Genomic DNA, 23,017 nt, shown 5'->3' with positions numbered 1-23,017 from the left:
ATCGGATTCTGATCCCAGTTAGGGTCGGGGTGACGGTGGAACGAAGATGGCATTCAGGGTGATCGAGGGTGGCCTCGCGGCCAATGGGTGGGTGAATGGAGACAATGCCGCTCAGGTTGATGTAGCGCAGGTCAGAAGAGAGGGCGCGCGTCGGCTGCGAGATTCGGGCTATGATCGGCTGGAGGCACGGCGGCGCATTACCGGTATTGCGGTGCCGCGTTCTGTTGATCACTTTCGAATGCAAATTGAATTTGTGGTAGGCGCCTTGTCACGCCTCGACCCAATTCCAGCGGATTTCCGGAACGACTGCTACTGGCCGATACTTGACAATGCCTGAGGTGTGAAGCGCTGTGACCGTGCCGCAGCGCTTCAAGATGTCAAGCTGCCTTGGTGCCCTTGGCGTTCGCCGCTGACAGTGCCAGTTCTGTCAGTTTCTTGTCGGTTGCCTCCTCCTCCGCAAGGTTCTGCTGGAGAAGGGTGACTGCCTGCTTGTGCCCGAGCTGCTTGGCCCACGCAATCAGCGTGCCGTAGCGCGCAATTTCATAATGCTCTACAGCCTGCGCTGACGAGATCAGGCCAGCATCGAGAGCAATGCTTCCGTCGAATTCCTCGATGATTTCGTTTGCTTCTGCAATGATCCCCTGGATCGCCTCGCAGGTCTTGCCTCGGGCCGGCTTCCCAATGATCTCGAATACCTGTTCCAGGCGCTCGATCTGGCCTTGAGTTTCGTCGCGATGCTTCAGAAAACCTTCCTTGCCATCTTCAGACTGTGCAGCCCGGGCCATTTTCGGTAGTGCACGCAAAATCTGCTTTTCGGCATAATAGATGTCCTTGAGAGTGTCGAGAAACAGGTCGTCGAGGGTCTTTGCTGTGGCCATGTCGTTCTCCTTTTTAGGTTTGCACGCGTCCAACAAACAGCGGCGTCCTTTGTTCCAAAAGTGGTGTTCCCGCTAGAAGCGGTGACGAACTCGCGTGAACCACAACCAGCGGCATCATCACGATGACGGCACTAACTGCTACGAGATCGAGAACTTGAAGTCGCTCGGAGGAGAGTGCATCAGCCATGCTCCGGCGAACACTGGCACATCGCGTCATAGACGTTCGCATGCGTTTTTCACCGCGTGGATCTTCGAAGGCGACGCGGCTTGTCCAACGAACGCTGATTTCCTGACCTTGATCACCGTCTTCAAGCTTCCTGATACAGCGGAGCCCCGGATTGGGTCAGTGAGAGCGTCCCTCGTTCATTTCTGACGGGTCATAGTTGATGTCCCAGTCCTTTTCCGGCTTTTTGGAACCTGGAGGACGCTTGTGAGCTGTCGCATCCTCTGAGCCGGTCACGACAGTGGGCTTGGCGCTGTGGACGCCGGACGCCTTGCGGTCACCTTGTGATTTCGCAAACTGTCCGCGTGCATCCTTTTCGACGTTACTCATCGCCGGTCTCCTTTGTCTTCAGTGCGTCGGAGACCTTTCTAGTCTCTGGGTCGCGATTGTTATCGCCCATGGCGTCACGGTCGAGATCCGGATCGTCCTTGGCTGGCATGTAGCCGCGCGGCGTGTTCGATTTCGGTCCTTCCCAGCGCGGCGACTGGTCCGTCGTGCCGGGCATCCCGTCTTTGGGAGTATTCATTCCCATTTTGCTTCTCCTTGGTCGTCGTTCGAAACAGTCTAGAACCCTAACCTGTGGCCGACCGTCATGTTCCCTCGATACCCACGGCCGCGGCCTTCTTTCAAAAAATGTCCGGTTTCGGACAATGGCAGTCCGGCATTGACTTATCGTCTGCGCTCCCTCGCTCCCGTGCTATTCTGCTTTAACGCGTCTTTCATGAGGGAGAGTGGGCATGCGCGTCTTGGTTATTGAAGACGAGCCTCAGATGTTTCTTGAAATCGAGGAGGTCATCCTGCAGGAGGGCGGGGAAGTGATCGGGATTGCCACGACGCTGGCCGAAGCGCTCGAACTTGCGCCTCTCGCGGACGTCGCCCTCATCGACATCCGTCTTGGCAACGGAATGACCGGCCCGGAGATTGCCAAAAGCCTGGTCAATGGTTTTGGGATTGGGGTTGTTTATTTGACGAACGGTCAGGACGCGCCGAAGGGTTCCAGCGACGCGATGGGCGGCGCGGCAAAGCCGGTGACGCGCGAGGCTGTGCGACACGCCATACGACTGGCCGCAGCCATTCAGGCTAGTCCAGAGCATACCGAGCCGAACTCATCAAAAGCCCAATGACGGCATTTCAAAACTTCGGGACGCTCATAATAACTAGGCTAGACGACGAGCAGAGCTCTCTGCCTCTTCCGAAAACGTTTGGTGGATCGGCTATCACCTGTTGCCGATCAGACCGGCAACGGTCGCGATCAGCGTTTTTTCCCGATAAGGCTTGTCAAGGACGGCATCGAAGACCTCAGGGTGCGCTCGCCCAATGCTTCCCTGTGCGCCGCTTACCAGCACGATTGGAATGGACGAAAGAGTGGCATCAGCTCGCATAGCTTGAGCGAGCTCCAAACCGGTCATGAGCGGCATCATGAAATCCGTTATGACGAGCGCCGGCAGCTTTTGCTTGACCAGCGTCAGCGCGGCCTTTCCATGTGATGCGGAGGCCACCTCATAGCCCGCGTCCTCCAGCATCATTGTAAGGACATCTGCGAGCAGGAATTCATCCTCGGCTATGACGATCAGCGGCATCCCTGGCAGTTCCCTGTTGTCAAGCCGGCCCCTGCGCCAATCCGGTAGCGGCCCCCGCGACCGGTTCAAGTGCCGCTCGAACCTCCATTCCACCCGGCCCGAATCCGATCTCATGGATGATCGGTTCAAACGCCCGGTCACGGACCTTCAGGACCGAAACAGTGCGCTTGTAACGCGATCCGATCTCTACATGGCGCAGCATTACCAGATTATCCAGGAGACTGGAGATCTCCGATCCTGGCGCCGTCACCGTGGGTCCGAAGAGATCTCGCAGTTCCCACGTCGTGATTGTAGTAACGTTGAGCGCACGCAGTTCGTTCGTCAGAGCTGCGAAAAATTCGACCATACGCGGTTGATAAACCGCCCCACGCTCGAAACCGCCAAGGCCGTCGATCAGCAGCCTTTTCACGCCGCGCTCACGCACGGCGTCGAGAAGACGATGTCCGAGCTTGTCCAAGAGATTTTCGGTCATCGGATTCCAGATCATTTCGAGAGCGCCATTTTTGATCAGCCCTTCGAAATCGACACCCAGCGCGGCTGCCTTGCCGCGCAGGCGGGCAGGCGTCTCATAGAAGCCGAAATGAAGCGCCGGCTGCTCTTGCGTCGCAAGCGACAGGAAATTGATCCCGAGCGAGGTTTTTCCGCTTCCTGACGGTCCGAAGACGAGTGATACCGAACCTTCAGGCAAGCCGCCTCCGACCAATGCGTCGAAACCGCCCGTCCCGGACGAAACTGATCCAGTCGGCGCATGATCAGGCACGCTCGTATGAGCGAGAAGCGCCTCGACTCGGGGAAATACCGCCACGCCATCAGACGTGATCTCGAACTGATGGTGCCCGCCAAGTGCTGCGGTTCCTCTGGACTTCTTGACCTGGAGGCGGCGAACAGCGCGCACACCGCTCAACTCGTTATGAAGATCGATCACCCCATCGACCATCGTGTGCTCCGGGCTTTCTTCGGCGATCCGGCTGCTGGTCAGGAATAAAACCGTGCAACCGACGAAGGCGGCCTGGCTCTGAACCTCGGCGACAAAGGTTTTGACGTCAAGCTGCGTATCGGCCCGATCACGCGCATTCAGGAGCCCGTCGAACACCAGCAGGGTGGCGCCCTGACGGGCGATCTCCTGCCGGATCAGCTTTACGACCGCCGACAGACCCTCATCACGCAGGGTCTGGAACACGCTGACATAGGTGACGTCGATACCGAGACGTGAACTGTCGAAAAACTCAAGAGTGCCAAGCGCCTGAAAGAGCCGCTCGTGCGTCTCTGCAAGGAGCGTGACGTAGAGCGCCTTGCTGCCCTTCTCGGCTGTCTTGAAGGCGATCTGATTGGCGAAGATCGTCTTTCCTGCGCCAGGGTGGCCTTGCAGGATGTATGATGCGCCGATGACGAGCCCTCCGCCGAGGACGGCGTCTAGGCCGGGAACGCCCGTTTGAAGTCTTGCTAGTGCCTGTGTCACAATTCTGGTTCCGTCAACTACCCCTGCCGCACCCTAGAAGGCTTGGCGGCATTTGGAAACACCCTATGATGAGGCCGTTGGCGAAGCGGCCGGTTCGGTCGACGATCCCTAGGCCTCTGCTGCAGGCCGAAGCTTTCTCTGGATTAATGAAAAATGAGAAGGACACCGGGCGACGCTTCCTATAAAGGCCGCGATCGCCGAATTTGCCGCACGATTCCTCGTATCTCCGTCGAGGCGAGGGCAGGGGAAAGACATTTGCGATCGATCAGCGGTAGCTTGCAATGCCCTTAAATATGATCGATCCGCTGAGCAAGGATGGCAAGGGCAGTTGTCTCGGGCGGCCGACCCTTCATCGATCGGGTTCCGGCTCAGGCCGAGTGGGTTGGTGTTCGCCCTGCTGCGCGCGAACGGCCGCACAGGCATTTGAGTTGCCGCCGACAGGGGCAGACTTACATCGACGACGACATCACCACGTTCGGTGAGGGCGTGTCCGCAGCTTCGGCGCCGGGCTGAGGCGGTGCCGATAGCGCGGCACGGACCTCATTTTCCTCCCATCCCGCCCGCACTGCCGATTCGATCAGAGCGACCATTTTCTCCGCAGATGACGATCGAGATGTCTCATCAAGATGTTTGCTTGCCGTCTCAAGACATTCCTTGAGGTTTGCCGCACGGGCAGCCGGGTCCTGACTGAAACGCGGGGAGGCGACGTAGATCATGATAGGCTCCTTTCTGATTAGAACAGAGGGAAGCGCTCGCGGTTCCATCCGCTTGCAGGGATTTCCGTGAGGCGTGGTCCGACCCCATGCTCGAACTGCTGTCGAAGGTGCGGTCCACTCGCGCTCACGCAGGAGCTGCAGCACGCACAGCGGCGGTCCTTGGAGCTTTAGTCTGTTCTGCCGATCAAACTATCGGCCGGGATTGTTGGCCAGCATCATCTCATTGATCTTTGCGGCAAGATCATCGACGGCGAAAGGCTTGCCGATCATCGCCATGTTGGGCCCAAGAAAACTTGCCTTTGTGGCAGCGTTTTCCGCATAGCCTGTCACGAACAAGATCGGAAGATCCGGCCGATATTGCCGGGCAATTTCCGCCAACTGTCGGCCGTTCATCCCAGGAAGGCCGACATCCGAAACCATGAGGTCGACCGTTTTTTCAGAGGCCAGAATACCGATGGCGGCTTCCGCGTTGGCCGCCTCGAAGGCGAGATAGGACAGTTCACCGAGCACGTCGCAGATCAGGAGGCGCACTGCGTCGTCATCTTCGACCACAAGGACGCTCTGCCCCCGTCCCTCCGGCGCCGCTTCTGGAACCATCGGTCCTTTATCATCGCTTGGCCCGTCAGCCGCCGGGAGATAGAGCTCGATCGTTGTCCCTTGTCCCGGCCTGCTATCAATGCGGACCTGGCCACCGGATTGACGAACAAAACCGTAAATCATCGACAGGCCGAGGCCGGTGCCCTGGCCGACCGGCTTTGTCGTGAAGAACGGTTCGAACACCTTGTTCACAACATCGGCCGGCATGCCGATACCGGTATCGCTAACGGCTAGCAATACATAGGTGCCCGGCTTCAAGTCTAAACTCCGCTCGCAGGCCTCGACAACGCAGCGCCTGGCGGCAACTCTCAATCGACCGCCGTCTGGCATAGCGTCGCGCGCGTTGACTGCGAGATTGAGCAATGCGCTTTCCAACTGGTTGACATCGGCTAAGGCTGCCCCGGTCCCGGCCTCGACGTCGATCTCTACGCGTATGTTCTCCGGCAATGTCCTTTCCAGGAGTTCCCGGGTTGCTTCCAACTGCGGCGCGATCTCGACTGGTTTGGAGTCCAGCGTCTGGCGGCGAGAAAAGGCCAACAGCCGTGCGATCAGAGCTGCCGCCCTATTTGCCGAATCCACGGCGGCGTCCATGAATCTGTCGACGTCTTCGAGCCGTCCGCTTGCGATGCGGCGTTTTGCGATATTGATGCCCCCAATGATACCGGTGAGCATATTGTTGAAATCATGTGCGATCCCGCCGGTCAGTTGACCGACCGCTTCCATTTTCTGGGACTGGCGGAGGGCTTCCTCGGCAAGATTGCGAGCCGCCATTTCGTTTTCCAGAGCGGCTGTGCGCTCGGCAACCCGCTGTTCAAGCGTTCGGTTCAGGGTGTCGAGCGCCTCACGCTCCACACGCAGCGCCGCCTCCGATGCCGCAAGAGCGCTTTCCGTTCGCTTTCTTTCAGTAATATCGATCACGGTTCCGATGAAGCGCACCGCGCTCGCACCAGAAAATATTGCGCCTCCCTTTGCAGCGATCCAACGCTCCTTGCCGTCGTCAATGCCGATGGTGCGGTATTCGACTTCGAATTCGCCGCGCCCTGTGGGCTCCAAGGCAGCTTTGACGGCGTTGTCGGCGCGCTCCTTGTCCTGTGGGTGAAGTCCAGCGAGAAAGGTGCCCTCGTAGGAAATTTGCCGATCAGACGTCAATCCAAACATCGCCCTGCAGCGCTCGTCCCAACGCAAGGCCCCCGTCGCAGGGTTATAATCCCAGGTCCCGATTCCCGCCGCACTCGTTGCTAGACGTAACCGCGTCTCGCTCTCATCGAGGTCCCTCAGGCGATCGCGCATCTGGAACTGTTTCTGCCTCAGCCGCATCGCCGATGCGATCGCACTGAAAAGAGAGGCGCTTCCGAGTGGCCGTTCGAGCACAACGCTGTTGCTCGACAAATCGAAGAGCGCCAGTTGCGACAAGCGTTCGCTGGGCATGCGCGCCGCGCGAGGCGCGGCCAAAAGCACGAATGGCACGTCAGACCAGGAGGGTTGAGCCTGAAGCGCGGACTTCAAGGTGTCGGCATTTCTTGCCAGCGCTTCTTCCGTCAGCAGGATCGCGCCGATCTGTTCGCTCATCATGCCTGCGACATCTTCGAGATCGCGGCAGATGACCGCCTCGTAGCCTTTATGCGTCAGGATCGATGAGACCGCATCCGCATCCCTGCCGAAGGGCGCGCAGATCAGGATACGCCGGCCTTCGGACGTCTCTGACCTATCGCTCACGATCTCGATCTTCCATCAAGGGATCCCGTTTACCGAGATATTCGGGCGTACCGGTCAGAATGCCCCTGAACTGGGACAGGGGTTCGCCCACGCGGATCCCGCCCGCATCGACCCTCAATTCACGGATCGTATCCTCGTGCGCGCCTCCACGATTCTTGAGTACCGAGACTGCCTTGCGCACCCGCCCCTCGGCTTCGAAAAACCGCAGTAAGACGACTGCATCTGCAATATAGGATATGTTGAGGCTCGTCGTCATCGCGCCGACGAGACCGGTTTGAGGATCGATCAGCAGCGTCACAACGCCTTTCTGACTGAGGTAGGACAGGAGCTCATGCATCTGCAGGATGAGATGCTGCTCCTGAGGCATGGCAGCGACATATCCGTTCAGGCTGTCGATGACGATCATCCGGGCCTTGCGCTCCTCGACCTCACGTCGCACCCGAAATGCAAATTCACCGGGCGAAATCTCCGCGGGGTCGATCTGTTCGACGAAAAGCGTGCCATTCGCAATATGCTTCTCCAGATCGAAACCGAAGGCTTTGGCGCGAGCCATCAATGTCCCTATCCGCTCGTCGAACTCATAGACGGTGGAGGGTTCACCCCGCTCGCAGGCCGCATGCAGATATTGCAGCGCGATCGTCGTCTTGCCGCTGCCAGCGGGGCCGGTCAGAAGCGTGCTCGTGCCGCGAAGAGGTCCGCCGTCAAGCAGGTTGTCGAGCCCCTGCACTCCGCTCGGCGTGACCTCGTCGGCAAATTCACCATGGTGAGTAGCCGCAATCAGTCTTGGATAGATCTGCAGCCCGCCTGTCCTGATCGTGAAATCGTGATAGCCGGCGGTGAAATCAATGCCGCGCAGCTTCTGGACCTGCAGTCGCCGCCGCGCGGCGCCGAAGTCGAGCGTCAGCCGCTCAAGGGTTATAACGCCATGGCAGAGACTATGCAGATGAGCGTCGCGGCCATCGGCTTTGCCGGTCATGTCATCAACTAGGATCACCGTTGTGTCGCGTCCCGAGAAGAACTGCTTGAGAGCGAGCACTTGCCGGCGATACCGTAGCGGATCCTGTGCGAGCAGGCGCATTTCCGATAGGCTATCGAACACGACGCGCTTAGGCTTAACCCGCTCCACCTCTTCTTGGATGAGCCTGATCGTCTCGCCGAGCTCCATCTCCCAGGGGTGTAGGATCGACTGATCACGGCCCTCACCAAAAATTTCGGCAGCGGAGTCGAACTCGAACACGTCGAACTCGCCACTGTCCCATCCATGCGATGCAGCAACGGCCGCAAGCTCTTCAGCCGTTTCTGACAGAGTTATGTAAAGGGCCTTTTCGCCGCGCCGCACCCCTTCGCGAAGAAATTGCAAGGCCAGCGTCGTTTTGCCGGAGCCAGGTGCGCCTTCCAGAAGATAAAGTCGTCGTGGCGACAGGCCGCCTTTGAGGATGATGTCAAGGCCTGCATTTCCGGTCGAAATAGTGTCAGGCAACGTTATGGGTCCCAGATATCAATTGGTTTTTTTCAAGAAATATGATCGATCCACAATCTGGCAAGCCCGTTCGCTCGTCTCGGGCGGGAATCTGTCGCTGATTGGCACCTGCATCCACTGCGACCAGGTTCTTTATGACGCTCAGCCTCGCACGCTCGCGGAACCAGCGGATGACCTAGAGGACTAATAAAAATCCCCGACGACGTCAGTCATCGGGGAAATTGGGCGTGCTGAAAACAGAGAGCAAGGACCGCCGGGTTGCATCGAAAAAGCCGGGGTCTCGTTAGATCCGCGTCACATCGCCCAGCGGCTAGACAAAACGTGTCAGCGCTACCATTGTTCCCGCCGTACAAAAAAGAAATCTCACTCCAGGCGATAGCGGCCCTACTCCCTTAGTCGCGGACGCAACATCACCGTCCGGACGAGGTTATGTCGTGATCAACGCCGAAGCAATTTTCGTGTCGCAAGCTGGACCATCCAGAGCCGGTCGGCTTTGGACATCGCTGCAACCGTTGGCATGTTGCGGTCCTAATCGTCCGTGAGGTCCATGTCAGGATCCCCTCTCGGCGGTCTCATCTCCCAAAACGATTGTGCTTCGTTTCGACCCGCTCTAAGCTGTGCCGTTCTCCACTATTCGGCCGCCAAAAAGCCCGCTGTCGAACGGCGGCGGCGAAACCTCACTGCGTTCCCGAAGTGTGGCTAGTTCTTATCCCGAGCCGTTACTACGGCTAGGAAGACAGTATGACATCGCCGTTTTCTTCACCGTCCCAATAACGGATAGATGCAGCCGAAACCTTTATGAGAACCAGGCCTGGCGTCTCGGTCCCTTCCGGAAACCAACGCTCTAGACCGGAGGACCAGTGATCCTCGAACATCGCCTTGTCGCGGATGACGGAAGCGCTTCCCTCAACCGCGATGAAGATCCCCGGTTTGCCCAGCAGGCTTGGGGGAGCGGTGAAGGTCAGCAAAACGTCATTTATCCCCTCAATCTCGCTGACCTTGCGGGTGTCTTCGTAGGAGAAAAACCACGAGTCCCCGTCATACTCGACGTCGCCGTTGTTACTCATCGGCCGGGTGGCAATCCTGCCGGCGCCGGCGTTGGTGCAGAGCATGCAAAAGTCGATTTTCCTCAAGTGCGAGGACAGGTCCTCAAGTGTCATTGACGGCATGATGTCCTCCTGGGCGTGACTGAGATCCTATAAGTATCAAAGGCTCCCGAATGTTCCGGCGAATGCGAAACACTCTGAAAATGGCAGGTCCGCCGGAACCTGGATCATTTCTCGGTGTTTTCGCTGGAAAGGAGCACAACCATGATGACCCAATCGAAACAGCTTGCAGAGGAGTACCGCCGGCTCGGTGGCCGCAGGCTCGCCAAGGTTGACGATAACATCGTCAGTACGCGGGCATGGGATGAGGATACTCCCGAGGCGGAAAGGTTCTGGCAGGAGCATGTTGCTCCTCTCGATGAAGAAAAACGTCGGGAAGTCGAGCTCCATCTGCCGTCAATCAGCGAACGCTGACGATATGCCGTTTTCCAATTTCGAACTTAAAACGGTAGATGTCGATGCCGGTGCCATCCGCCTCAGAATTGGTGGAAGGGGGCCGCCCTTGCTTCTGTTGCACGGCCATCCCCGCACGCACATGACATGGGGCACCGTCGCCGAAATCCTCGCGCCGTTTTTCACCGTCGTCTGTCCCGATTTGCCTGGTTTCGGGAAATCCTACATACCGCAGGACGCGCCCGATTCGATCCATTCGTCAAAGATGGAAAAGGCCAGATCGCTTCGCCAGCTGATGGATAAGCTTGGTCTTCCGTCCTTCTTTCTCGTCGGGCATGACAGAGGGAGCCTGACCGCGTTCCGGCTGGCCATGATGTATCCCGACATTGTGCGAAAGCTCGTGATCATCGACGGCCTGCCTGTGCTCGAACATCTCGAACGCGCCGATTGGCGGTTCGCCCGCGACTGGTATCACTGGTTCTTCTTCGCCCAGCCCGGAAAGCCCGAGCGGGTCATCTCCGCAGATCCCGAAGCTTGGTACGACAAGCTGTCGCCCGACGTAATGGGGGCGGAGGCCTATGCCGACATTCGTGAGGCCATCCATGACCCAGCCGTGATCCACGGGATGATCGAGGATTATCGAGCCGGGATCCGCGTCGATCATATCCATGACCAGCAGGACCGGGAGGCGGGCCGCAAGGTTTCCTGCCCAATGCTTTGTCTTTGGTCTCTTCGCGATGACCTGCAACAGATTTACACCGATCCCGTCGCGATATGGCGTAACTGGGCCAGCGACGTCAGCGGCTTCGGGGTCGACAGTGGGCATCATGTCGCAGAAGAAAATCCAAGAGATCTGGCTGCCGCAATCAAGACATTTCTCCTCACTGAGGATTGAGACGCGTCGGTTCGCATGGAACTTTTATGGCGCGTCATATTTGTAACTCGTGATCTCGGATCCGCGCCTGCTACCCGCGTCAAGCGACCGCGAAAGGAAAGACTATGAATAACAACCACCGCAGCAGTGAAAGAGTGACCGAAACGGCGACTGAGGCAAGGCAGGGTCGATGGGGCAGGCCGGTGTTCCTGGTCCTTATCGGTGGCCTGGTCCTTGCCATGATCGTCTGGGTAGGTGTCGATATGTGGGGCGAGAGCATAGACACCGACAAAACCTCGACGGCCGCAACTGCGAATGACCCCATCAATGCCCAGCCCTCAGGGGAAGGAACCTTCGACAATAATGCCGCCGATGGCAGCGCGCCCCCGCCGGAGCAGACAGATCGCTCGCCTTCGCCGAGCGGCAACGGCGGCGGTCCGACGCAGGTCACCACACCGTCGGGCACCGAGAAGGTTCAATGAGGTCATGTTCGGACGCCGGCGGCATAGTCTGCCCCCGCACTTTGTTCAATGAAAACAGTCAGGAGACTTTTAAATGACGGAGCATGACGAACTGCACAAGGTATGGGACCTTTCAGAGAAAATTGGCTTCTGCATGCTGACCACACAGTCGGGAAGCGATCTACGCGCCCGTCCGATGTCGGCATATGCCGAAAGGGTCGACAACGCATTCTACTTCCTTACCGATATCGACAGCCACAAGGATGACGAAATCGAGCGTAACCCGGCCGTCTGCCTCGCCTTCGCAGACAGCAAGGGGCAGAAATACGTCTCGATATCGGGCATCGCGGAGGTCCAGAACGACCGGGAAAAGATCCGGGACCTCTGGGCAACCCCCGCCAAGGCATGGTGGGATAGTCCCGAAGATCCCTCGATCCGCATCCTCAAGGTAACGCCGAACTTCGCCGAATATTGGGATAGTCCAGGCACCATCGTCAGCTACATCAAGATGGCTGCCGCTGCTGTATCCAGCGCCAAGCCGGATATGGGCGAGAATGCCAAGGTACAAATGTAGGTCGAGGCGGTCATGGGTGTCGACAGACAGGAAATAATCCGCCGGCGCGCCTTCGAAATATGGGAGGACGAGGGGCGTCCGGACGGTGCCGACCAGCGACATTGGCTGCAGGCGGAGGACGAGCTCTTCGGCGATGATGATCACGAAACGATGCAGGAACTGCTCGATGAGGACGATCATGACGATGACCTCGCATTTGGCAAATCTGCGACAGCTAAAAGTCACTCGTTCGAGGCGGGGCCAGCCGGCCACGCTCAAAAGGAGACGGATCTCATGGCAAAACAAAAAGGCGACGGCCTCAATGGTTTGTTGACCGAATTGGGCGTTCTGCCTCCGGAGCGGGATGGGCTGACAACCCTGACCGTTGATCAGCAGGAAGTGCTGAACGCCTATCAGTCGGGCCGGATGGAGGAGGCTGATTTTCAGCGTCATCTCGCGACCGACACTGTGCTCGCAGATCATGTCCGCTCATCGCTGACGGCCGGCCGCGATTAGGCCACCCGGCAGCCAATTTCGATCTCGGCAAGCAAGGATCACCAATGCGTCATGACACCTTTGGTTTCGCGTGCTCAGCCTAAGCCGGCGATAGAACTTCTGACGATAACCAGTACAAGGCTGGGTGAGGCACTGCCGTAGGACTTGGGAATTTATTGTTGCTGCCGGTGGAACCAGGCATCGTTGCGTAGGTTTGGCAATGGTTACCAACTCAGAAAACTCCCACGGAGGAAATTCCCAATGCGTATCAAACTTATTGCGGCATCCGTCGTCGCACTCGCTATGGCAACGTCTGTATCCTACGCGCAGTCCAACCCGGTTCCCAATCACATGGCAACCGATAAGAACGCCAACGAGGATGCCGGCGGCGGCGCTGGAAGCAGCGATTCATCCGGCACCAAGACCATGAAGCCGATGGGCACAGACTCGACGATGACCAACAGCACGACCGAACAGACCAAGTGTAAGGACGGCTCGAACGCCAAGGGCGCTCTCCAGACCCAGGCCGGCAAGGGTGATGCGACCCCACAGGATCAGGCCTGCGGCGAAAACAACAACTGACAGATTGTAACTGACGACAGGGAGGCCGGATCATCTCCGGCCTTTTTGCTGTTTGCACAGCCTCGAATGTTTTGCCGGAGGTCCACTCTTTGCGGGTTCGGCAACGCCAGCCGGAACCGATTGGCTTCACAAATGTTTGTGAGGAGACAAGGAACCCGCCCGTCGCCTGGAGGCCTGGATGAGTAGTGATCAATTGACACCGGAACTCTTTTCTGAAGCCTGGTCAGCTGGGATAGCAGCTGTCGTCGATGAGCGAATAACGCCCTTGCAGCATCTCGTTGTTATGTCATCGCCGGGAATCGATCGATACGAGACAACGGACGGTCCGCTGAAACGCGAGATGGATCAGGTATTGGAGATTGGCCTCGCCAAGCTTCAAAAAAGTGGCGAGGCAGCGCCGGGCTAACGTTCGTAAAGTTGCGCTGAAGACGAGCAAGCGTTCCTTTGCGAAAGAATACGGAGCCGATCAACTTGGGCCTGTCGATCAAACGATATTTAGTCCCTCTCGCCGGCGCGATGATGGCCTTAGCGGCGATGCGGCTCATAGTTCGCCTCAGCAGCCGGGGTGATCCGTGTCTCAATATCGCGACCGAAGATCCTCATGGAAGGGATGCCGAACGGCCTGAGGCGATACCCGCCCGGGGATTAGTCGATGTTTTCTGGCGCGTCTACGAGGAAGTCTCGAGGGACAGGGTCAGCCTGATCGCCGCTGGCGTCACTTTTTATCTGTTTCTGGCACTCTTTCCCGCCCTTGGCGCGGTCGTCGCACTTTACGGGCTTGCGGCGGATCGAGCGACGATGGCCCAACATATCCGGGAGCTCGCCGTTCTTCTCCCGCCAGGTGCCTTCAACATTGTCGCAGACCAGATCCAGGAGCTTTCGAAAAAGCCGAACGGATCGCTCGGCATTGCCTTCTTTGCGGGCTTCGCGATCGCTTTGTGGAGCGCCCACAATGGAACGTTAGCGCTTTTTGATGCGATGAACGTCGCCTATGAGGAAGACGAAAAACGGACCTTCCTGTGGCGCAACCTGACCGGCCTCGCGTTTACGCTTGGCGCTACGATCGTAGTCATTGCAATGATCGGGCTGGTCGCGGGATTGCCGATCGTCCTCTCCTACGTGTGGCTGGGAGAGGTGCCCGAAGAGATCGTGCTGATGATACGCTGGCCGGTTCTGCTTGCGATCTTCTTTTGCGGCATCATGGCCCTTTACCGCTTTGGCCCAAGCCGTGAACCCGCCAGGGTGCGCTGGATGACCTGGGGTGCTGCGATGACGACGATCGCCTGCGTGGCAATGTCGCTCTGCTTTTCCCTCTATCTCGACCGGTTCGCAGACTACAAGGCGACATACGGGGCGCTTGGCGCGCTAATCGGCCTGCTGGTCTGGACCTGGCTTTCTGTCACGATTCTGATCGTTGGCGCCGAGCTTAATGCCGAGCTCGAACATCAGACGGCGAGAGACACGACAACTGGCGCTCCGCTTCCAATGGGAGTGCGCGGTGCCTTCGTCGCCGACAGCCTCGGAAAGACCTCTGGTCAGTCTGGCTAAGCTTCATGGTTAAGCTGGGCGATCGACACGGCCTCAAGATCGACGGGGAGCGTGCGAATAGCGACGTTTCGACCCTAGGCCAGATCTTTAGAATCTTTAGCGACGTTCCGCAAGGAAACTGGGGTTCGGTATGCGATGGAGCAGAGCGCCGCCTGGGCGATGTCTCACGTTTCGTCGAAGCGCAGGAGCAGGCTGTTAGCAGCTCGATTGCCCCTGCCGCTGTACAGCCAGCGGAACGAAGAGATGAACGCGTGCGCGCTCGTCGATCCTGTTTCCGCTGCGGCGCTATGAACGGAAATTTGGACCTGAACCCTGCAGTCGACGCCCTCGCCGATGCCGCCGCAGGTGCAGTTATGGGTAAATTTCGATGAGTTCGCGCTCGATGATCTTGAGAGGGTCTTGCGCGACGAGTGGCGCATGCGGGGCCTGCCGTTCAACGACAGTGCAAGGCCGTAAAAAGCATCCTCGTAATCAGTCGCGTTGCGTTGGTCGAATGGTGTCGACGCTGATCTGGCCGTCCAGAACACCGCGCTTCACGTCGGTGCGGCCGTGAGCGATCTCAATCACGGTGTAGAGCTTATCGTCGCGGAAGGAGCTGGCATTTGCTGTCGTGACGTCTTCTGCAGGCGCAGAATCGATCTCCATGTAATCAAGTTCGCGGCTGGCGGCGACGATCCGCGCGTCACCGGAGGTGCGCGCTGCCACAACAACCACACCATGACCCGGTGCGTTCGCCCATCTCGGATCGCCTGGACCCGCAATCGGCTCCAGGCGATAGATGGAAAGAGGTTCCGCGCTCAGATCGGCGCCGGCAGCGGTCGCGTCCTTGATCTGAGCCTTGCTCTCGACAGAGCTTCCAAACTCGACCTGGCTGGTCGCGGTGTTGATCTCTTCGGTATTACCGGTCCTCGAGACGTTCGACATGATGTAGGAACCTCCGTTTTCGCGTTAAACCTAACGACCGCGAAGGTCGGCGGTTCCGCCATACGGCGCTCCGATCGAAGAAATTGTCTACGGCTGGGATGCCATCTACCTTCGCCGAACGAGGGCCGCTTACGATGCAGCCGTCGATCCCCGGCCACCTGCGCGGCCGGGGCAGGAGCAGTCAGCCCAGTCTGACATTTTCGGCCTTGGATTTGCCGGTCTTACGGTCCTGACCGACGTCGTAAGTGACTTTGTCGCCATCCTTGATCGATCCCTGACCGCTGAGCCCGCTGACATGGACAAAGACATCCGGTCCGCCGGCGTCCGGGGTGATGAAGCCGAAGCCCTTGTCCTGGTTAAAAAACTTCACTGTTCCTGTTGCCATTTTTTCCTCGGAATATGTCGGTCCAGACGTATTCACTTTAGGCAGGCAACCGGGTGGGCACAACTGCCTTTTTGCAAGTGACACAATGAAAGAGGAAGGAACCCAATTGTGTCTTAGCTGGCTTGATCGGTTGGACGAAGAGCGGGCACGCGTGGCGAGAGGGGAAGCAAACGACGAGTTTCGATCTTGATGCAGGCCGTGCCTTCCCGGGTAGATCGCACTATCTGTGATTTGGGCCAGCGCTGAAGATGCTTCAGATGCCCCGAGCTTTTCCAATGAACCGAACTTCGGCGATCTAGGGTTCAGCGTGACTGAGTATTGGGCGCAATGCTCTGCGGACATATCCACCGATGTCCCAGAGAACAACATTGTCTGGTGCAATTACCATAGGCGGGACCCTCTACAGGGCAGTGTTTATTTTCTCACCATCGGAATGCGCGCATGGCCTCTCACTCGCCTGTACAGTGCGGCCGAGTCGAGGCTCAAGAGACGCGGTGTCACGGGGCATCGAAGCTATCTCTGAAGAGCGTCGGGCACGGTTCGACCGAGGGGTGGCCCAGATCCGGGCCGAGACGACGGCCAAGACTTGGATCAGATCGCTGAGCTCGTCGGTTGCGTCTTGCGAATTGGAGCGAGGGCGATGACAATCCTGCAGTCAATCCATGCGAAGAGTTAAGGTTTGCTCCTCGCCAAAATCGATTGGCCTCCTACCTCTAGGAAAATGGCGGTAGCGAAGACGGAAGCGCAAACAAGCGGTGAATGGGATGGCAAGGCGTTTACCGCAGGCCTTGGACGAGGTTTTGCCGGGGCATTGATCTTTGCTCTGCCGATGTTCATGACCATGGAGATGTGGGAACTGGGTTTCTACATGGATCGCTGGCGTCTGCTGCTCCTTCTGATTGTGAACGTCCCGCTTCTTATCCTCCTTTCGGACCGCGTCGGGTTCGAACAGACGTCGACGTGGCGCGATGCGAGCCGTGATGCAGCGATCGCTTTTGCCATTGGTATCGTGTCGTCGGTGGCGATCCTTCTCGCTGTCGGCGTGCTTAAGGCTGGCCAGCCTGTCTATGAGATTGTCGGAAAGATCGCCCTCCAGGCGGTACCAGCCAGTATCGGCGCTCTGTTGGGCCGAAGTCAGCTCAATGGCGACGAGAGTGCCAAAGGCGATGAAGGTGATCCGGTGCAGGAAGGCCCCGCCGACTATAGCGGCGAGATGTTCTTGATGGCGCTCGGGGCCTTGTTTCTCGGCCTGAATGTCGCTCCGACCGAGGAAATGATCCTCCTGTCCTTCAAAATGAGCCCATGGCATGTTCTTTGCGTCATTGTCATCTCACTGGCGGTCATGCATGGTTTTGTCTACGCTGTCTCGTTCAAGGGGGGCCATGAGATCGGCGACAAGGTGCCCGCCTGGCACATCGTGGTTCGGTTCACATTGCCGGGATATGTCATCGCGCTGTTGGTCAGCGCCTTTTGCCTCTGGATATTCGAACGCTTCAGCGGAACATCTGCATCGGCGATTCTCCCGGCCGTGGTGGTCCTTGGGCTTCCGTGCTCCATCGGTGCAGCGGCCGCACGCCTGATTTTGTAGGACGACGAAAAGTGGCACGAAAGAAAACACCATCAGCGAAACCGCACCCGGTTGAATGGGCGCTCGGCGTTGCCAGCAGCCTTCTCGTTGTAATTCTTATCGCCATCGTTGGCTATGAAGCGGCAACGAACTCTGGATCCCCACCGGACTTTGTGGTCTCCCGACTTGCGCCCACTGACGCTATCCCCAAGGGACAGGTGCGGTTCAAAATCACAAACATCGCCGATACCACAGCTGCGGCCGTGCTCGTGCGTGGCGAATGGCGCCGCCCTGATGGAATAACAGAGACGGCCGAAACGACGCTCGACTATGTCCCGGCAAACTCGTCGGGCGAGGGGGCGCTGATTTTCTCCGCCGATCCTGCTGCCGGCGACCTGTCGGTCCGCGCGGCCGGCTATGCAGACCCATGAGCAATGGAGTGCCGATGAGCAAGAAGAAGCAACCGATGCGCTGGCTGCGTGACAGGGAGGCGAAAAAGTCGAAAGCCAGCTTTCCGGAGCTTTTTTTTGATCTCGTCTTTGTCTTCGGCCTGATCCAGCTTTCTCATACACTTGCAGAGGATTTTACGTCCACCGCTGTTGGTGAGGCCCTGCTGCTCATCTTGGCGATCTGGTGGCTCTGGATCAACACGACCTGGGTGACCAATCTCCTCAACACCGATAGTGAGCCGGTCCGCTATCTGCTTTTTGCCCTGATGTTCGCAGCCATCCTAATGGCGATCGCGCTTCCCGAAGCCTTTGGCGATCATGCGTTGCCCTTTGCTGCCATCTACGCTTTGATGCAGGTCGGCCGATCGCTGTTTGCCTGGGTTGCGTTTGGCAGTCACGATCCGAAATCCGCCTCGACCTTCGGTCGGATCACGTTCTGGGCCTGCATAGCCGGCACGCTCTGGGTGGCTGGCGCATTTGCATCCACAGAGTGGCGTCTGGCAGTCTGGGGCTTGGCCCTTGCGATCGAATATGGCGTGCCGCTCCTGCGCTTTCCTTTTCCGGGGCTTGGCAGAGCCGACAAAGAGACCTTGAACCTCAACGGAGAACATCTGGCTGAGCGCTGCGCACTCTTTGTCATCATTTGTCTCGGAGAGACGATCCTGACCACGGGTCGCAATGCCGTCGAGCATATGGGGCCAGATCTGACGTTCATGGTTTTCTGCGGCGCATTCCTAAGCACCGTCGCTATGTGGTGGATTTACTTCCACCGCGGCCAGGAGGAGGCGGCAGAGAAGGCGGAGGAAACCAACGAGCCTGAGGCGGTCGCGCATAGTTTGTTCACTTACGGACACCTTCCGATCGTCGCAGGCATAATCCTGACAGCAGTTGGCGAAGACTTTGCGCTTTCGCATCCAGAGGAACAGGGGGACTGGAAAAGTGCCTGCGCGATCATCGGGGGCCCCGTGCTCTTTCTGTGCGGGAACATCTGGCTGAAGCTCGCGGCCGCCGAGCGGTTTCCCTTTTCTCACCTTGCTGGTCTCGCTGGCCTCTTGGCAATCAGTATCGTTGCACTGCTGGTCCCGCTTTATTTTCTGAATATCGCAGCAACGGCAGCATTGCTTTGCGCCGCCATATTCGAATATGCCGCGCGTCGCCGACCGCAGTCACATCGGCCCGAGCGATAGCCTCATGTCTGACGGCATGTGATCTCCTGGTTATAGCCATCTGGAACCGGCTATTGCCATTCGTTCGATTGGGCCCATCTTACGGCTCAGCACACCACAACGGGGACTAAACGATGTCTACGCACGAAGACCAGATTCGCCAGCGCGCCTATGAGATATGGGAGCGTGAAGGCCGTCCGCACGGGGACGATCTGAAGCATTGGATGCAGGCCTTCCAGGAAATTGCAGAGAACGCGCAGCCCAGCACCCTCAAGCCTGCTCGGGCCACGAAAATGACGACCTCTTCGCCAGATGCCAAAAAGGCGACGACCGGGAAGATTAAAAAGGAAAAGTCATCAGCAAGCGCTGCGTCATCGCAGCCTGTGGTGTCTGGCGGCGCCAAACCGGCTCGGGGCGTCACGACGCACTGAGGCAGTTGGTCTCGGTTCAATTCTAGCCAGCGTACCCAGGGGTGCCTGTCGGCCACTAAGCTTACTGATGGGTTGCGCTATGATGCTGCGATCTTAAAAACACGCAGGCGAAGAAGGGCGGCAGGTCCTGCCGTCCAGCGAGTTGCTCTGTCACCACGAAGCTTTTCAAAGAGCTGCTTTGCTAACGCTGCTTATGCGCGGTCACAGGGACCTCAGAACTTGTAGCCAAGCTGAAGTCCCGCGCGTGTCATTCCGTTGTTGGGGCCATCACAGAGATTGGCGTGAGAAGAATGGGCGACCTGTGCCATTACATTCCAGTGACTGTCGAACCGGAAGCCCGCGCCTATGTATTCATGGAAGAGCAGGCGGCAACCAAGGGCTGGGCCGTTGTCGTTGCTGTCGAGGTCGCCTGTATGGATGACGCCGCCGAAGCCCGCCTCTGCAAACAGTTTATCGGAAAAATCGGCTGTCCACGAAAAGCCGGTGAAGACCTGACTTGCAGATCCTGACGTCCCGATGGAGGTTCCCAGATGGATTCGAGGGCGAGCAAGCTTTTGCAGACCCGTCGATTGATCATGGCCAAAGGGGTCGAAGAACAGCGTAAATTCGGGAAAAATTCCGTCTTCATGTTCGCCGCCGCCCTGGATGGACGCAGATGCGCCGAATCGTAACTCGTCAAAAACACCATCATCTGCAAGCGCCGGTGTGCCCGCAGCAAGTGTCGCCATTATTGCAGCGTGTAGAATTTTCATTGGGCGCCCCGAATCGTCGACGTCGATCATGCCAGCCCTCAATCAACGGCGTAAAGGGCATTCCGACTTTGTACGAAAGATGACAATCGGCATCAATCGTGGAACCCGCAACGCCACCGTTGCATTATAGCTGCGCTGGCACGTTCCTCAGTCGGCAACCTCACTTCAGCCCCGGTCAATGCCGGGGCTTTTCTTGTGTGCCTCGTTGCAGCCATCGCTTGTCAAAACGCTCCGCGGTGTTCACCCTGTCTCAACAACATCGGGCTTCACTTCCTGCGACGAAAGATGCAGGTTGCTGGTAACTTCAGGCGCTGGTCATTATTCTGGTGCTTCTGCCTCAGATCGGAAACATCCGATGCGCTCCAGCCCGTTCGTCGCCTCAGACTGAAGGCTTAGTGCGAAGTTGCAAAAAAACCTAGCGCCTCCCGACGCCTTCCATGATTGCGGCGACGATTGCCTGCTCGAGAGCATGCGCGTTGTTTTCCAGGCCAGCCTCGTCTCCGTTAACCGCAGACGCCGCAAACTGAACCGCTTCATCGCGTACGATACGTCGCGCTGCTTTCCGCGCCCTCGCCTCGTAGACGCTGTCGTCATCATTTTGGAGCGTCATGGAACTCCCCCATCATCCCAGGATCCGAAAGGCGGTTACGACATACAGATTGGTGGTGGTCCTTGCAATCGTCTGTCCGGCCTCGAACGCTTAGCGGCGCCGTTCGTCTTCGAAGTCGTTTGCAATAGCTGGTAAAGCAGGATCGAGCCGCGTTCCGGTTGGGGCACCTTGGGTCGCCTGCGATCAGACGCGGCACAGGCAACGGCGCAATCTTGAAAAATTTCCTCGCCCTGAAATATCTGCATCTTGCTGCAATCGACGGCGATATGATGAAGGAGATCTTTCCTGCAGCATGAGCAGAGCGAGGAACTTGAGATCGGGCGGCTTCGCGGACCCTGCCTTGCCGTCATCAGGTCGCCCTGATGCTGCCACAGCGTTCAAGAGCGCTGCACATCCCTATCTTTCAAACCACCTTTTTCGATGCGACGGGAATAGCTGCTGGCGCGTCTGCCCTCGACCTCTCCCCAGCTGGAATGAGCCGCAAAACAACAGCAGCGAGGAGCACGATCGCAAAAGCAATCGGCAGGCAGATCGTCAACGCCAGCATCGTCATCCTCCGGTTCGCCCGGCATCATTTCACGGTCTTAGGCCATATGGCAGCTGTCTTTTCGGATGATGCGGGCAAGGAGCGGTTGGGCGCTCGTGGCAGGAGCGAGCGTCCGGCGCCAGGCTCGTGCTGCAGCCACACAAAGGCGCTCAGTCGTTTCGCGGGCTACCCTTACTGTGGTCACCGCCGCTGATAATTCGGGGCTCCACGCGCCAGAGACGGAAGAAGTATCGGCGCGCGTCGCCCTCGACGGCCATCATTCCAGCGATCTGGTCGTCACAGATCCGTTTGAAGTAGTCGGCGATCGGCTGGCTGTCGTAGACCATAGCCGCTGTCTGCGCGCCATCGAGTTTCCGCAGTTCGACCATCGCCGTCGTGCCCCGCGCGCGGCATGCCTTTTGCACGTACGAAAACCAGTTCCGGGCGATAGATGTCCGGCCGACGGCCGCCAAGCGCAGGGCAAGTTTGATAGGCAAAAAAGACGGCTCCAGGGCAATAAGCCGGCCTGTCTGCCACTGGAACAGGAGGGCGTCGGCTCTAAAATCCGCATGAAACCTTTTGCCGAACCATTGCAGATTTTCGAGCACGCCGTCGAGGGGATGACCGGAAGAAATGCCTTCGCCCTGCCAAAGGCCGACCATCTCCGTCGGCAATACTGGCGGCAGCGAGCCGAACCAGGCGATCGTCTTCAATTGCTGGTCGTTGGTCATCCTTGCTCCGGACAAATGCAAGCGGTTCATTCCGGCAACCATGGTGAAACCGCGCATCATACGCGGCTTCCGTGATTGCCGGTCGATCAGCGGCTGCCGGGAAGCATCTGGCTTTGCCGGACGTCGTCAATAGACTGATCCTGCGATGGCCGATCTCCGGCAGGTCGATCCCCTTCGGAGACGTCGCGCTGATGACCCGTCGGGATGACGTCGTCGACCACGTCGGGGGACAGTTCTGTCAGGTCGTATCCCCGCACTCGCGGTGATGTCGCTTGGGTGCTTCGCGTGTAACGGCCAGGTCCTGATGCGCTTCCTGCAGCCGCGTCCGCCTGGAAGACGTCTTCCTTGGACGCTGCTGCCTGTTGGGAACCAGTGCCTGCCGTCCAGCCTTCGGTGCGCCAAAGGTCGGCGCGTTCATCGAGGTCTATGGAACCCGCGTCGTCGAGAATGTCATGCGCCGTGTCGTAATTCGACTGATCGACGGAAGCGGAGACAAGAAAACCGCCGCGGCGCAACCCCTCGGCATAGACGTCGCGGTCTTCGTCCGGGAAGAACCAGTCCCCGAGCCTTGACCAGAAGCCGGAACTTTCCGCGGCAGACGATGCTCCTTCGCCGTCGGCTTCGTAGCCCGGCATAAGCCGCACGTCTGCGACGCCTTTAGACCTCAACTTTTCGACGGCGGTTTCGGCGTCGCTGCGGCTGTCGAAGAATGCAGTCAGGGTGCTCTTGGCTAGACCGCTTGCGAAGCTCGGCGCGCCTTCGTTATAGACGTTGGTCATGGAAATGCTCCTCCGTTGGTTGCTAGGGGAGCCAAC

At 58.3% G+C, this 23,017-nt stretch carries 30 protein-coding genes and 1 pseudogene; 14 read left to right on the top strand and 17 right to left on the bottom strand.

The annotated features are described in order from the left end of the window. The first annotated feature begins 46 nt into the window (after window positions 1-46). The gene (locus tag ACEN84_RS01940) at window positions 47-337 is read left to right on the top strand and encodes a hypothetical protein (RefSeq protein WP_112720366.1); all 291 of its coding nucleotides are present in this window, start codon (window positions 47-49) and stop codon (window positions 335-337) included. 40 nt (window positions 338-377) lie between these two features. Here ACEN84_RS01940 and ACEN84_RS01935 read toward each other — a convergent pair whose 3' ends face one another. From ACEN84_RS01935 to ACEN84_RS01925, 3 genes are all read right to left on the bottom strand, one after another. Next, on the bottom strand, window positions 378-878 hold the full coding sequence (locus ACEN84_RS01935) for a ferritin-like domain-containing protein (RefSeq protein ID WP_112720367.1): 501 nt from the start codon (window positions 876-878) through the stop codon (window positions 378-380). Between the two features lie 343 nt (window positions 879-1,221). Further along, a complete protein-coding gene (locus ACEN84_RS01930; protein ID WP_112720368.1) occupies window positions 1,222-1,431 on the bottom strand; it encodes a hypothetical protein in 210 nt (69 codons plus the stop codon). Beyond that, window positions 1,424-1,633 carry a hypothetical protein gene (locus tag ACEN84_RS01925; RefSeq protein ID WP_413708967.1) on the bottom strand — a complete coding sequence of 70 codons (210 nt, stop codon included), beginning with the start codon at window positions 1,631-1,633 and terminating at the stop codon, window positions 1,424-1,426. Before ACEN84_RS01925 ends, ACEN84_RS01930 begins: the two co-directional genes overlap by 8 nt. A gap of 205 nt (window positions 1,634-1,838) precedes the next feature. On the opposite strand from ACEN84_RS01925, the gene ACEN84_RS01920 reads away from it, so the two are divergent. Beyond that, a complete protein-coding gene (locus tag ACEN84_RS01920; protein WP_112720370.1) occupies window positions 1,839-2,225 on the top strand; it encodes a response regulator in 387 nt (128 codons plus the stop codon). A 93-nt stretch (window positions 2,226-2,318) separates the two neighbouring features. On the opposite strand, the gene ACEN84_RS01915 is transcribed toward ACEN84_RS01920, so the two are convergent. From ACEN84_RS01915 to ACEN84_RS01890, 6 genes are all read right to left on the bottom strand, one after another. After that, entirely contained in the window at window positions 2,319-2,681 is a 363-nt protein-coding gene (locus ACEN84_RS01915) for a response regulator (protein WP_112720371.1), read from the bottom strand. Window positions 2,682-2,700: 19 nt separating this feature from the next. Continuing rightward, window positions 2,701-4,140 carry an ATPase domain-containing protein gene (locus tag ACEN84_RS01910; protein WP_130284363.1) on the bottom strand — a complete coding sequence of 480 codons (1,440 nt, stop codon included), beginning with the start codon at window positions 4,138-4,140 and terminating at the stop codon, window positions 2,701-2,703. A gap of 449 nt (window positions 4,141-4,589) precedes the next feature. After that, window positions 4,590-4,856 (bottom strand): hypothetical protein, encoded by a 267-nt coding sequence (locus ACEN84_RS01905; RefSeq protein ID WP_413708966.1) that lies wholly within the window; start codon window positions 4,854-4,856, stop codon window positions 4,590-4,592. A gap of 189 nt (window positions 4,857-5,045) precedes the next feature. Further along, window positions 5,046-7,169 carry an ATP-binding protein gene (locus ACEN84_RS01900; protein ID WP_413708965.1) on the bottom strand — a complete coding sequence of 708 codons (2,124 nt, stop codon included), beginning with the start codon at window positions 7,167-7,169 and terminating at the stop codon, window positions 5,046-5,048. Next, window positions 7,159-8,655 (bottom strand): ATPase domain-containing protein, encoded by a 1,497-nt coding sequence (locus ACEN84_RS01895; protein WP_413709018.1) that lies wholly within the window; start codon window positions 8,653-8,655, stop codon window positions 7,159-7,161. Before ACEN84_RS01895 ends, ACEN84_RS01900 begins: the two co-directional genes overlap by 11 nt. A gap of 722 nt (window positions 8,656-9,377) precedes the next feature. Beyond that, window positions 9,378-9,818 carry a pyridoxamine 5'-phosphate oxidase family protein gene (locus ACEN84_RS01890; protein WP_112720375.1) on the bottom strand — a complete coding sequence of 147 codons (441 nt, stop codon included), beginning with the start codon at window positions 9,816-9,818 and terminating at the stop codon, window positions 9,378-9,380. A gap of 141 nt (window positions 9,819-9,959) precedes the next feature. On the opposite strand from ACEN84_RS01890, the gene ACEN84_RS01885 reads away from it, so the two are divergent. From ACEN84_RS01885 to ACEN84_RS01850, 8 genes and pseudogenes are all read left to right on the top strand, one after another. Further along, the gene (locus ACEN84_RS01885; protein ID WP_112720376.1) at window positions 9,960-10,169 is read left to right on the top strand and encodes a hypothetical protein; all 210 of its coding nucleotides are present in this window, start codon (window positions 9,960-9,962) and stop codon (window positions 10,167-10,169) included. A gap of 4 nt (window positions 10,170-10,173) precedes the next feature. Beyond that, window positions 10,174-11,043 carry an alpha/beta fold hydrolase gene (locus tag ACEN84_RS01880; RefSeq protein ID WP_413709017.1) on the top strand — a complete coding sequence of 290 codons (870 nt, stop codon included), beginning with the start codon at window positions 10,174-10,176 and terminating at the stop codon, window positions 11,041-11,043. 104 nt (window positions 11,044-11,147) lie between these two features. After that, window positions 11,148-11,504 carry a hypothetical protein gene (locus ACEN84_RS01875; RefSeq protein WP_413708964.1) on the top strand — a complete coding sequence of 119 codons (357 nt, stop codon included), beginning with the start codon at window positions 11,148-11,150 and terminating at the stop codon, window positions 11,502-11,504. 73 nt (window positions 11,505-11,577) lie between these two features. Then, window positions 11,578-12,057, top strand: a complete 480-nt coding sequence (locus ACEN84_RS01870) for a pyridoxamine 5'-phosphate oxidase family protein (RefSeq protein ID WP_112720379.1) — start codon at window positions 11,578-11,580, stop codon at window positions 12,055-12,057. A gap of 12 nt (window positions 12,058-12,069) precedes the next feature. Continuing rightward, window positions 12,070-12,243 (top strand): annotated as a pseudogene (locus ACEN84_RS01865) (DUF2934 domain-containing protein); the annotation flags it as partial. A 549-nt stretch (window positions 12,244-12,792) separates the two neighbouring features. Then, window positions 12,793-13,113 carry a hypothetical protein gene (locus tag ACEN84_RS01860; RefSeq protein ID WP_112720381.1) on the top strand — a complete coding sequence of 107 codons (321 nt, stop codon included), beginning with the start codon at window positions 12,793-12,795 and terminating at the stop codon, window positions 13,111-13,113. A gap of 178 nt (window positions 13,114-13,291) precedes the next feature. Beyond that, a complete protein-coding gene (locus ACEN84_RS01855) occupies window positions 13,292-13,519 on the top strand; it encodes a hypothetical protein (protein ID WP_413708963.1) in 228 nt (75 codons plus the stop codon). 110 nt (window positions 13,520-13,629) lie between these two features. Further along, window positions 13,630-14,661 (top strand): YihY/virulence factor BrkB family protein, encoded by a 1,032-nt coding sequence (locus ACEN84_RS01850; protein WP_413709016.1) that lies wholly within the window; start codon window positions 13,630-13,632, stop codon window positions 14,659-14,661. Window positions 14,662-14,825: 164 nt separating this feature from the next. On the opposite strand, the gene ACEN84_RS01845 is transcribed toward ACEN84_RS01850, so the two are convergent. The 3 genes from ACEN84_RS01845 to ACEN84_RS01835 form a co-directional block, all read right to left on the bottom strand. Continuing rightward, window positions 14,826-15,080, bottom strand: coding sequence for a hypothetical protein (locus tag ACEN84_RS01845; RefSeq protein WP_413708962.1), 255 nt, complete (start codon window positions 15,078-15,080; stop codon window positions 14,826-14,828). 52 nt (window positions 15,081-15,132) lie between these two features. Continuing rightward, window positions 15,133-15,585 (bottom strand): hypothetical protein, encoded by a 453-nt coding sequence (locus ACEN84_RS01840; RefSeq protein ID WP_413708961.1) that lies wholly within the window; start codon window positions 15,583-15,585, stop codon window positions 15,133-15,135. A gap of 181 nt (window positions 15,586-15,766) precedes the next feature. Then, window positions 15,767-15,970: a cold-shock protein gene (locus ACEN84_RS01835; protein ID WP_130284340.1), complete on the bottom strand. Its 204-nt coding sequence runs from the start codon at window positions 15,968-15,970 to the stop codon at window positions 15,767-15,769. 721 nt (window positions 15,971-16,691) lie between these two features. On the opposite strand from ACEN84_RS01835, the gene ACEN84_RS01830 reads away from it, so the two are divergent. The 4 genes from ACEN84_RS01830 to ACEN84_RS01815 all read left to right on the top strand — a co-directional run bounded on the left by ACEN84_RS01830 (window position 16,692) and on the right by ACEN84_RS01815 (window position 19,583). Continuing rightward, the gene (locus ACEN84_RS01830; RefSeq protein WP_148194871.1) at window positions 16,692-17,558 is read left to right on the top strand and encodes a TIGR02587 family membrane protein; all 867 of its coding nucleotides are present in this window, start codon (window positions 16,692-16,694) and stop codon (window positions 17,556-17,558) included. Window positions 17,559-17,569: 11 nt separating this feature from the next. Then, window positions 17,570-17,968 carry a hypothetical protein gene (locus ACEN84_RS01825; RefSeq protein ID WP_413708960.1) on the top strand — a complete coding sequence of 133 codons (399 nt, stop codon included), beginning with the start codon at window positions 17,570-17,572 and terminating at the stop codon, window positions 17,966-17,968. Window positions 17,969-17,982: 14 nt separating this feature from the next. After that, complete coding sequence (locus tag ACEN84_RS01820; protein ID WP_354541175.1) at window positions 17,983-19,173, top strand: low temperature requirement protein A; 1,191 nt, start codon at window positions 17,983-17,985, stop codon at window positions 19,171-19,173. Between the two features lie 113 nt (window positions 19,174-19,286). Continuing rightward, on the top strand, window positions 19,287-19,583 hold the full coding sequence (locus ACEN84_RS01815; RefSeq protein ID WP_203431539.1) for a DUF2934 domain-containing protein: 297 nt from the start codon (window positions 19,287-19,289) through the stop codon (window positions 19,581-19,583). 212 nt (window positions 19,584-19,795) lie between these two features. Here the strand turns inward: ACEN84_RS01815 and ACEN84_RS01810 are convergent, their stop codons facing one another. From ACEN84_RS01810 to ACEN84_RS01790, 5 genes are all read right to left on the bottom strand, one after another. After that, window positions 19,796-20,311: an acyloxyacyl hydrolase gene (locus ACEN84_RS01810; RefSeq protein ID WP_413709015.1), complete on the bottom strand. Its 516-nt coding sequence runs from the start codon at window positions 20,309-20,311 to the stop codon at window positions 19,796-19,798. A gap of 439 nt (window positions 20,312-20,750) precedes the next feature. Continuing rightward, window positions 20,751-20,945, bottom strand: coding sequence for a hypothetical protein (locus tag ACEN84_RS01805; RefSeq protein ID WP_148194868.1), 195 nt, complete (start codon window positions 20,943-20,945; stop codon window positions 20,751-20,753). A gap of 403 nt (window positions 20,946-21,348) precedes the next feature. Next, window positions 21,349-21,492, bottom strand: coding sequence for a hypothetical protein (locus tag ACEN84_RS01800; RefSeq protein ID WP_413708959.1), 144 nt, complete (start codon window positions 21,490-21,492; stop codon window positions 21,349-21,351). Between the two features lie 149 nt (window positions 21,493-21,641). Further along, entirely contained in the window at window positions 21,642-22,262 is a 621-nt protein-coding gene (locus ACEN84_RS01795) for a GXWXG domain-containing protein (protein ID WP_413708958.1), read from the bottom strand. A gap of 26 nt (window positions 22,263-22,288) precedes the next feature. After that, window positions 22,289-22,981: a hypothetical protein gene (locus ACEN84_RS01790; RefSeq protein ID WP_203431541.1), complete on the bottom strand. Its 693-nt coding sequence runs from the start codon at window positions 22,979-22,981 to the stop codon at window positions 22,289-22,291. Between the last annotated feature and the right edge of the window lie 36 nt (window positions 22,982-23,017).

This window comes from Rhizobium sp. Rhizsp82 (genome assembly GCF_047325115.1).
In the GTDB taxonomy this organism is placed as follows: Bacteria; Pseudomonadota; Alphaproteobacteria; order Rhizobiales; family Rhizobiaceae; genus Rhizobium.
The sequence above is the reverse complement of the archived record's forward strand: the minus strand, read 5'-3'. Positions and strand labels throughout refer to the sequence as shown.

Excerpts from the sequence above, each read along its gene's own strand:
- ACEN84_RS01940 (WP_112720366.1), top strand. The coding sequence starts at position 47 with ATGGCATTCAGGGTGATCGAGGGTGGCCTCGCGGCCAATGGGTGGGTG.
- ACEN84_RS01935 (WP_112720367.1), bottom strand. The coding sequence starts at position 878 with ATGGCCACAGCAAAGACCCTCGACGACCTGTTTCTCGACACTCTCAAG.
- ACEN84_RS01930 (WP_112720368.1), bottom strand. The coding sequence starts at position 1,431 with ATGAGTAACGTCGAAAAGGATGCACGCGGACAGTTTGCGAAATCACAA.
- ACEN84_RS01925 (WP_413708967.1), bottom strand. The coding sequence starts at position 1,633 with ATGGGAATGAATACTCCCAAAGACGGGATGCCCGGCACGACGGACCAG.
- ACEN84_RS01920 (WP_112720370.1), top strand. The coding sequence starts at position 1,839 with ATGCGCGTCTTGGTTATTGAAGACGAGCCTCAGATGTTTCTTGAAATC.
- ACEN84_RS01915 (WP_112720371.1), bottom strand. The coding sequence starts at position 2,681 with ATGCCGCTGATCGTCATAGCCGAGGATGAATTCCTGCTCGCAGATGTC.
- ACEN84_RS01905 (WP_413708966.1), bottom strand. The coding sequence starts at position 4,856 with ATGATCTACGTCGCCTCCCCGCGTTTCAGTCAGGACCCGGCTGCCCGT.
- ACEN84_RS01890 (WP_112720375.1), bottom strand. The coding sequence starts at position 9,818 with ATGCCGTCAATGACACTTGAGGACCTGTCCTCGCACTTGAGGAAAATC.
- ACEN84_RS01885 (WP_112720376.1), top strand. The coding sequence starts at position 9,960 with ATGATGACCCAATCGAAACAGCTTGCAGAGGAGTACCGCCGGCTCGGT.
- ACEN84_RS01880 (WP_413709017.1), top strand. The coding sequence starts at position 10,174 with ATGCCGTTTTCCAATTTCGAACTTAAAACGGTAGATGTCGATGCCGGT.
- ACEN84_RS01875 (WP_413708964.1), top strand. The coding sequence starts at position 11,148 with ATGAATAACAACCACCGCAGCAGTGAAAGAGTGACCGAAACGGCGACT.
- ACEN84_RS01870 (WP_112720379.1), top strand. The coding sequence starts at position 11,578 with ATGACGGAGCATGACGAACTGCACAAGGTATGGGACCTTTCAGAGAAA.
- ACEN84_RS01860 (WP_112720381.1), top strand. The coding sequence starts at position 12,793 with ATGCGTATCAAACTTATTGCGGCATCCGTCGTCGCACTCGCTATGGCA.
- ACEN84_RS01855 (WP_413708963.1), top strand. The coding sequence starts at position 13,292 with ATGAGTAGTGATCAATTGACACCGGAACTCTTTTCTGAAGCCTGGTCA.
- ACEN84_RS01850 (WP_413709016.1), top strand. The coding sequence starts at position 13,630 with ATGATGGCCTTAGCGGCGATGCGGCTCATAGTTCGCCTCAGCAGCCGG.
- ACEN84_RS01845 (WP_413708962.1), bottom strand. The coding sequence starts at position 15,080 with ATGCGCCACTCGTCGCGCAAGACCCTCTCAAGATCATCGAGCGCGAAC.
- ACEN84_RS01840 (WP_413708961.1), bottom strand. The coding sequence starts at position 15,585 with ATGTCGAACGTCTCGAGGACCGGTAATACCGAAGAGATCAACACCGCG.
- ACEN84_RS01835 (WP_130284340.1), bottom strand. The coding sequence starts at position 15,970 with ATGGCAACAGGAACAGTGAAGTTTTTTAACCAGGACAAGGGCTTCGGC.
- ACEN84_RS01830 (WP_148194871.1), top strand. The coding sequence starts at position 16,692 with ATGGCGGTAGCGAAGACGGAAGCGCAAACAAGCGGTGAATGGGATGGC.
- ACEN84_RS01820 (WP_354541175.1), top strand. The coding sequence starts at position 17,983 with ATGAGCAAGAAGAAGCAACCGATGCGCTGGCTGCGTGACAGGGAGGCG.
- ACEN84_RS01815 (WP_203431539.1), top strand. The coding sequence starts at position 19,287 with ATGTCTACGCACGAAGACCAGATTCGCCAGCGCGCCTATGAGATATGG.
- ACEN84_RS01810 (WP_413709015.1), bottom strand. The coding sequence starts at position 20,311 with ATGGCGACACTTGCTGCGGGCACACCGGCGCTTGCAGATGATGGTGTT.
- ACEN84_RS01805 (WP_148194868.1), bottom strand. The coding sequence starts at position 20,945 with ATGACGCTCCAAAATGATGACGACAGCGTCTACGAGGCGAGGGCGCGG.
- ACEN84_RS01800 (WP_413708959.1), bottom strand. The coding sequence starts at position 21,492 with ATGCTGGCGTTGACGATCTGCCTGCCGATTGCTTTTGCGATCGTGCTC.
- ACEN84_RS01795 (WP_413708958.1), bottom strand. The coding sequence starts at position 22,262 with ATGATGCGCGGTTTCACCATGGTTGCCGGAATGAACCGCTTGCATTTG.
- ACEN84_RS01790 (WP_203431541.1), bottom strand. The coding sequence starts at position 22,981 with ATGACCAACGTCTATAACGAAGGCGCGCCGAGCTTCGCAAGCGGTCTA.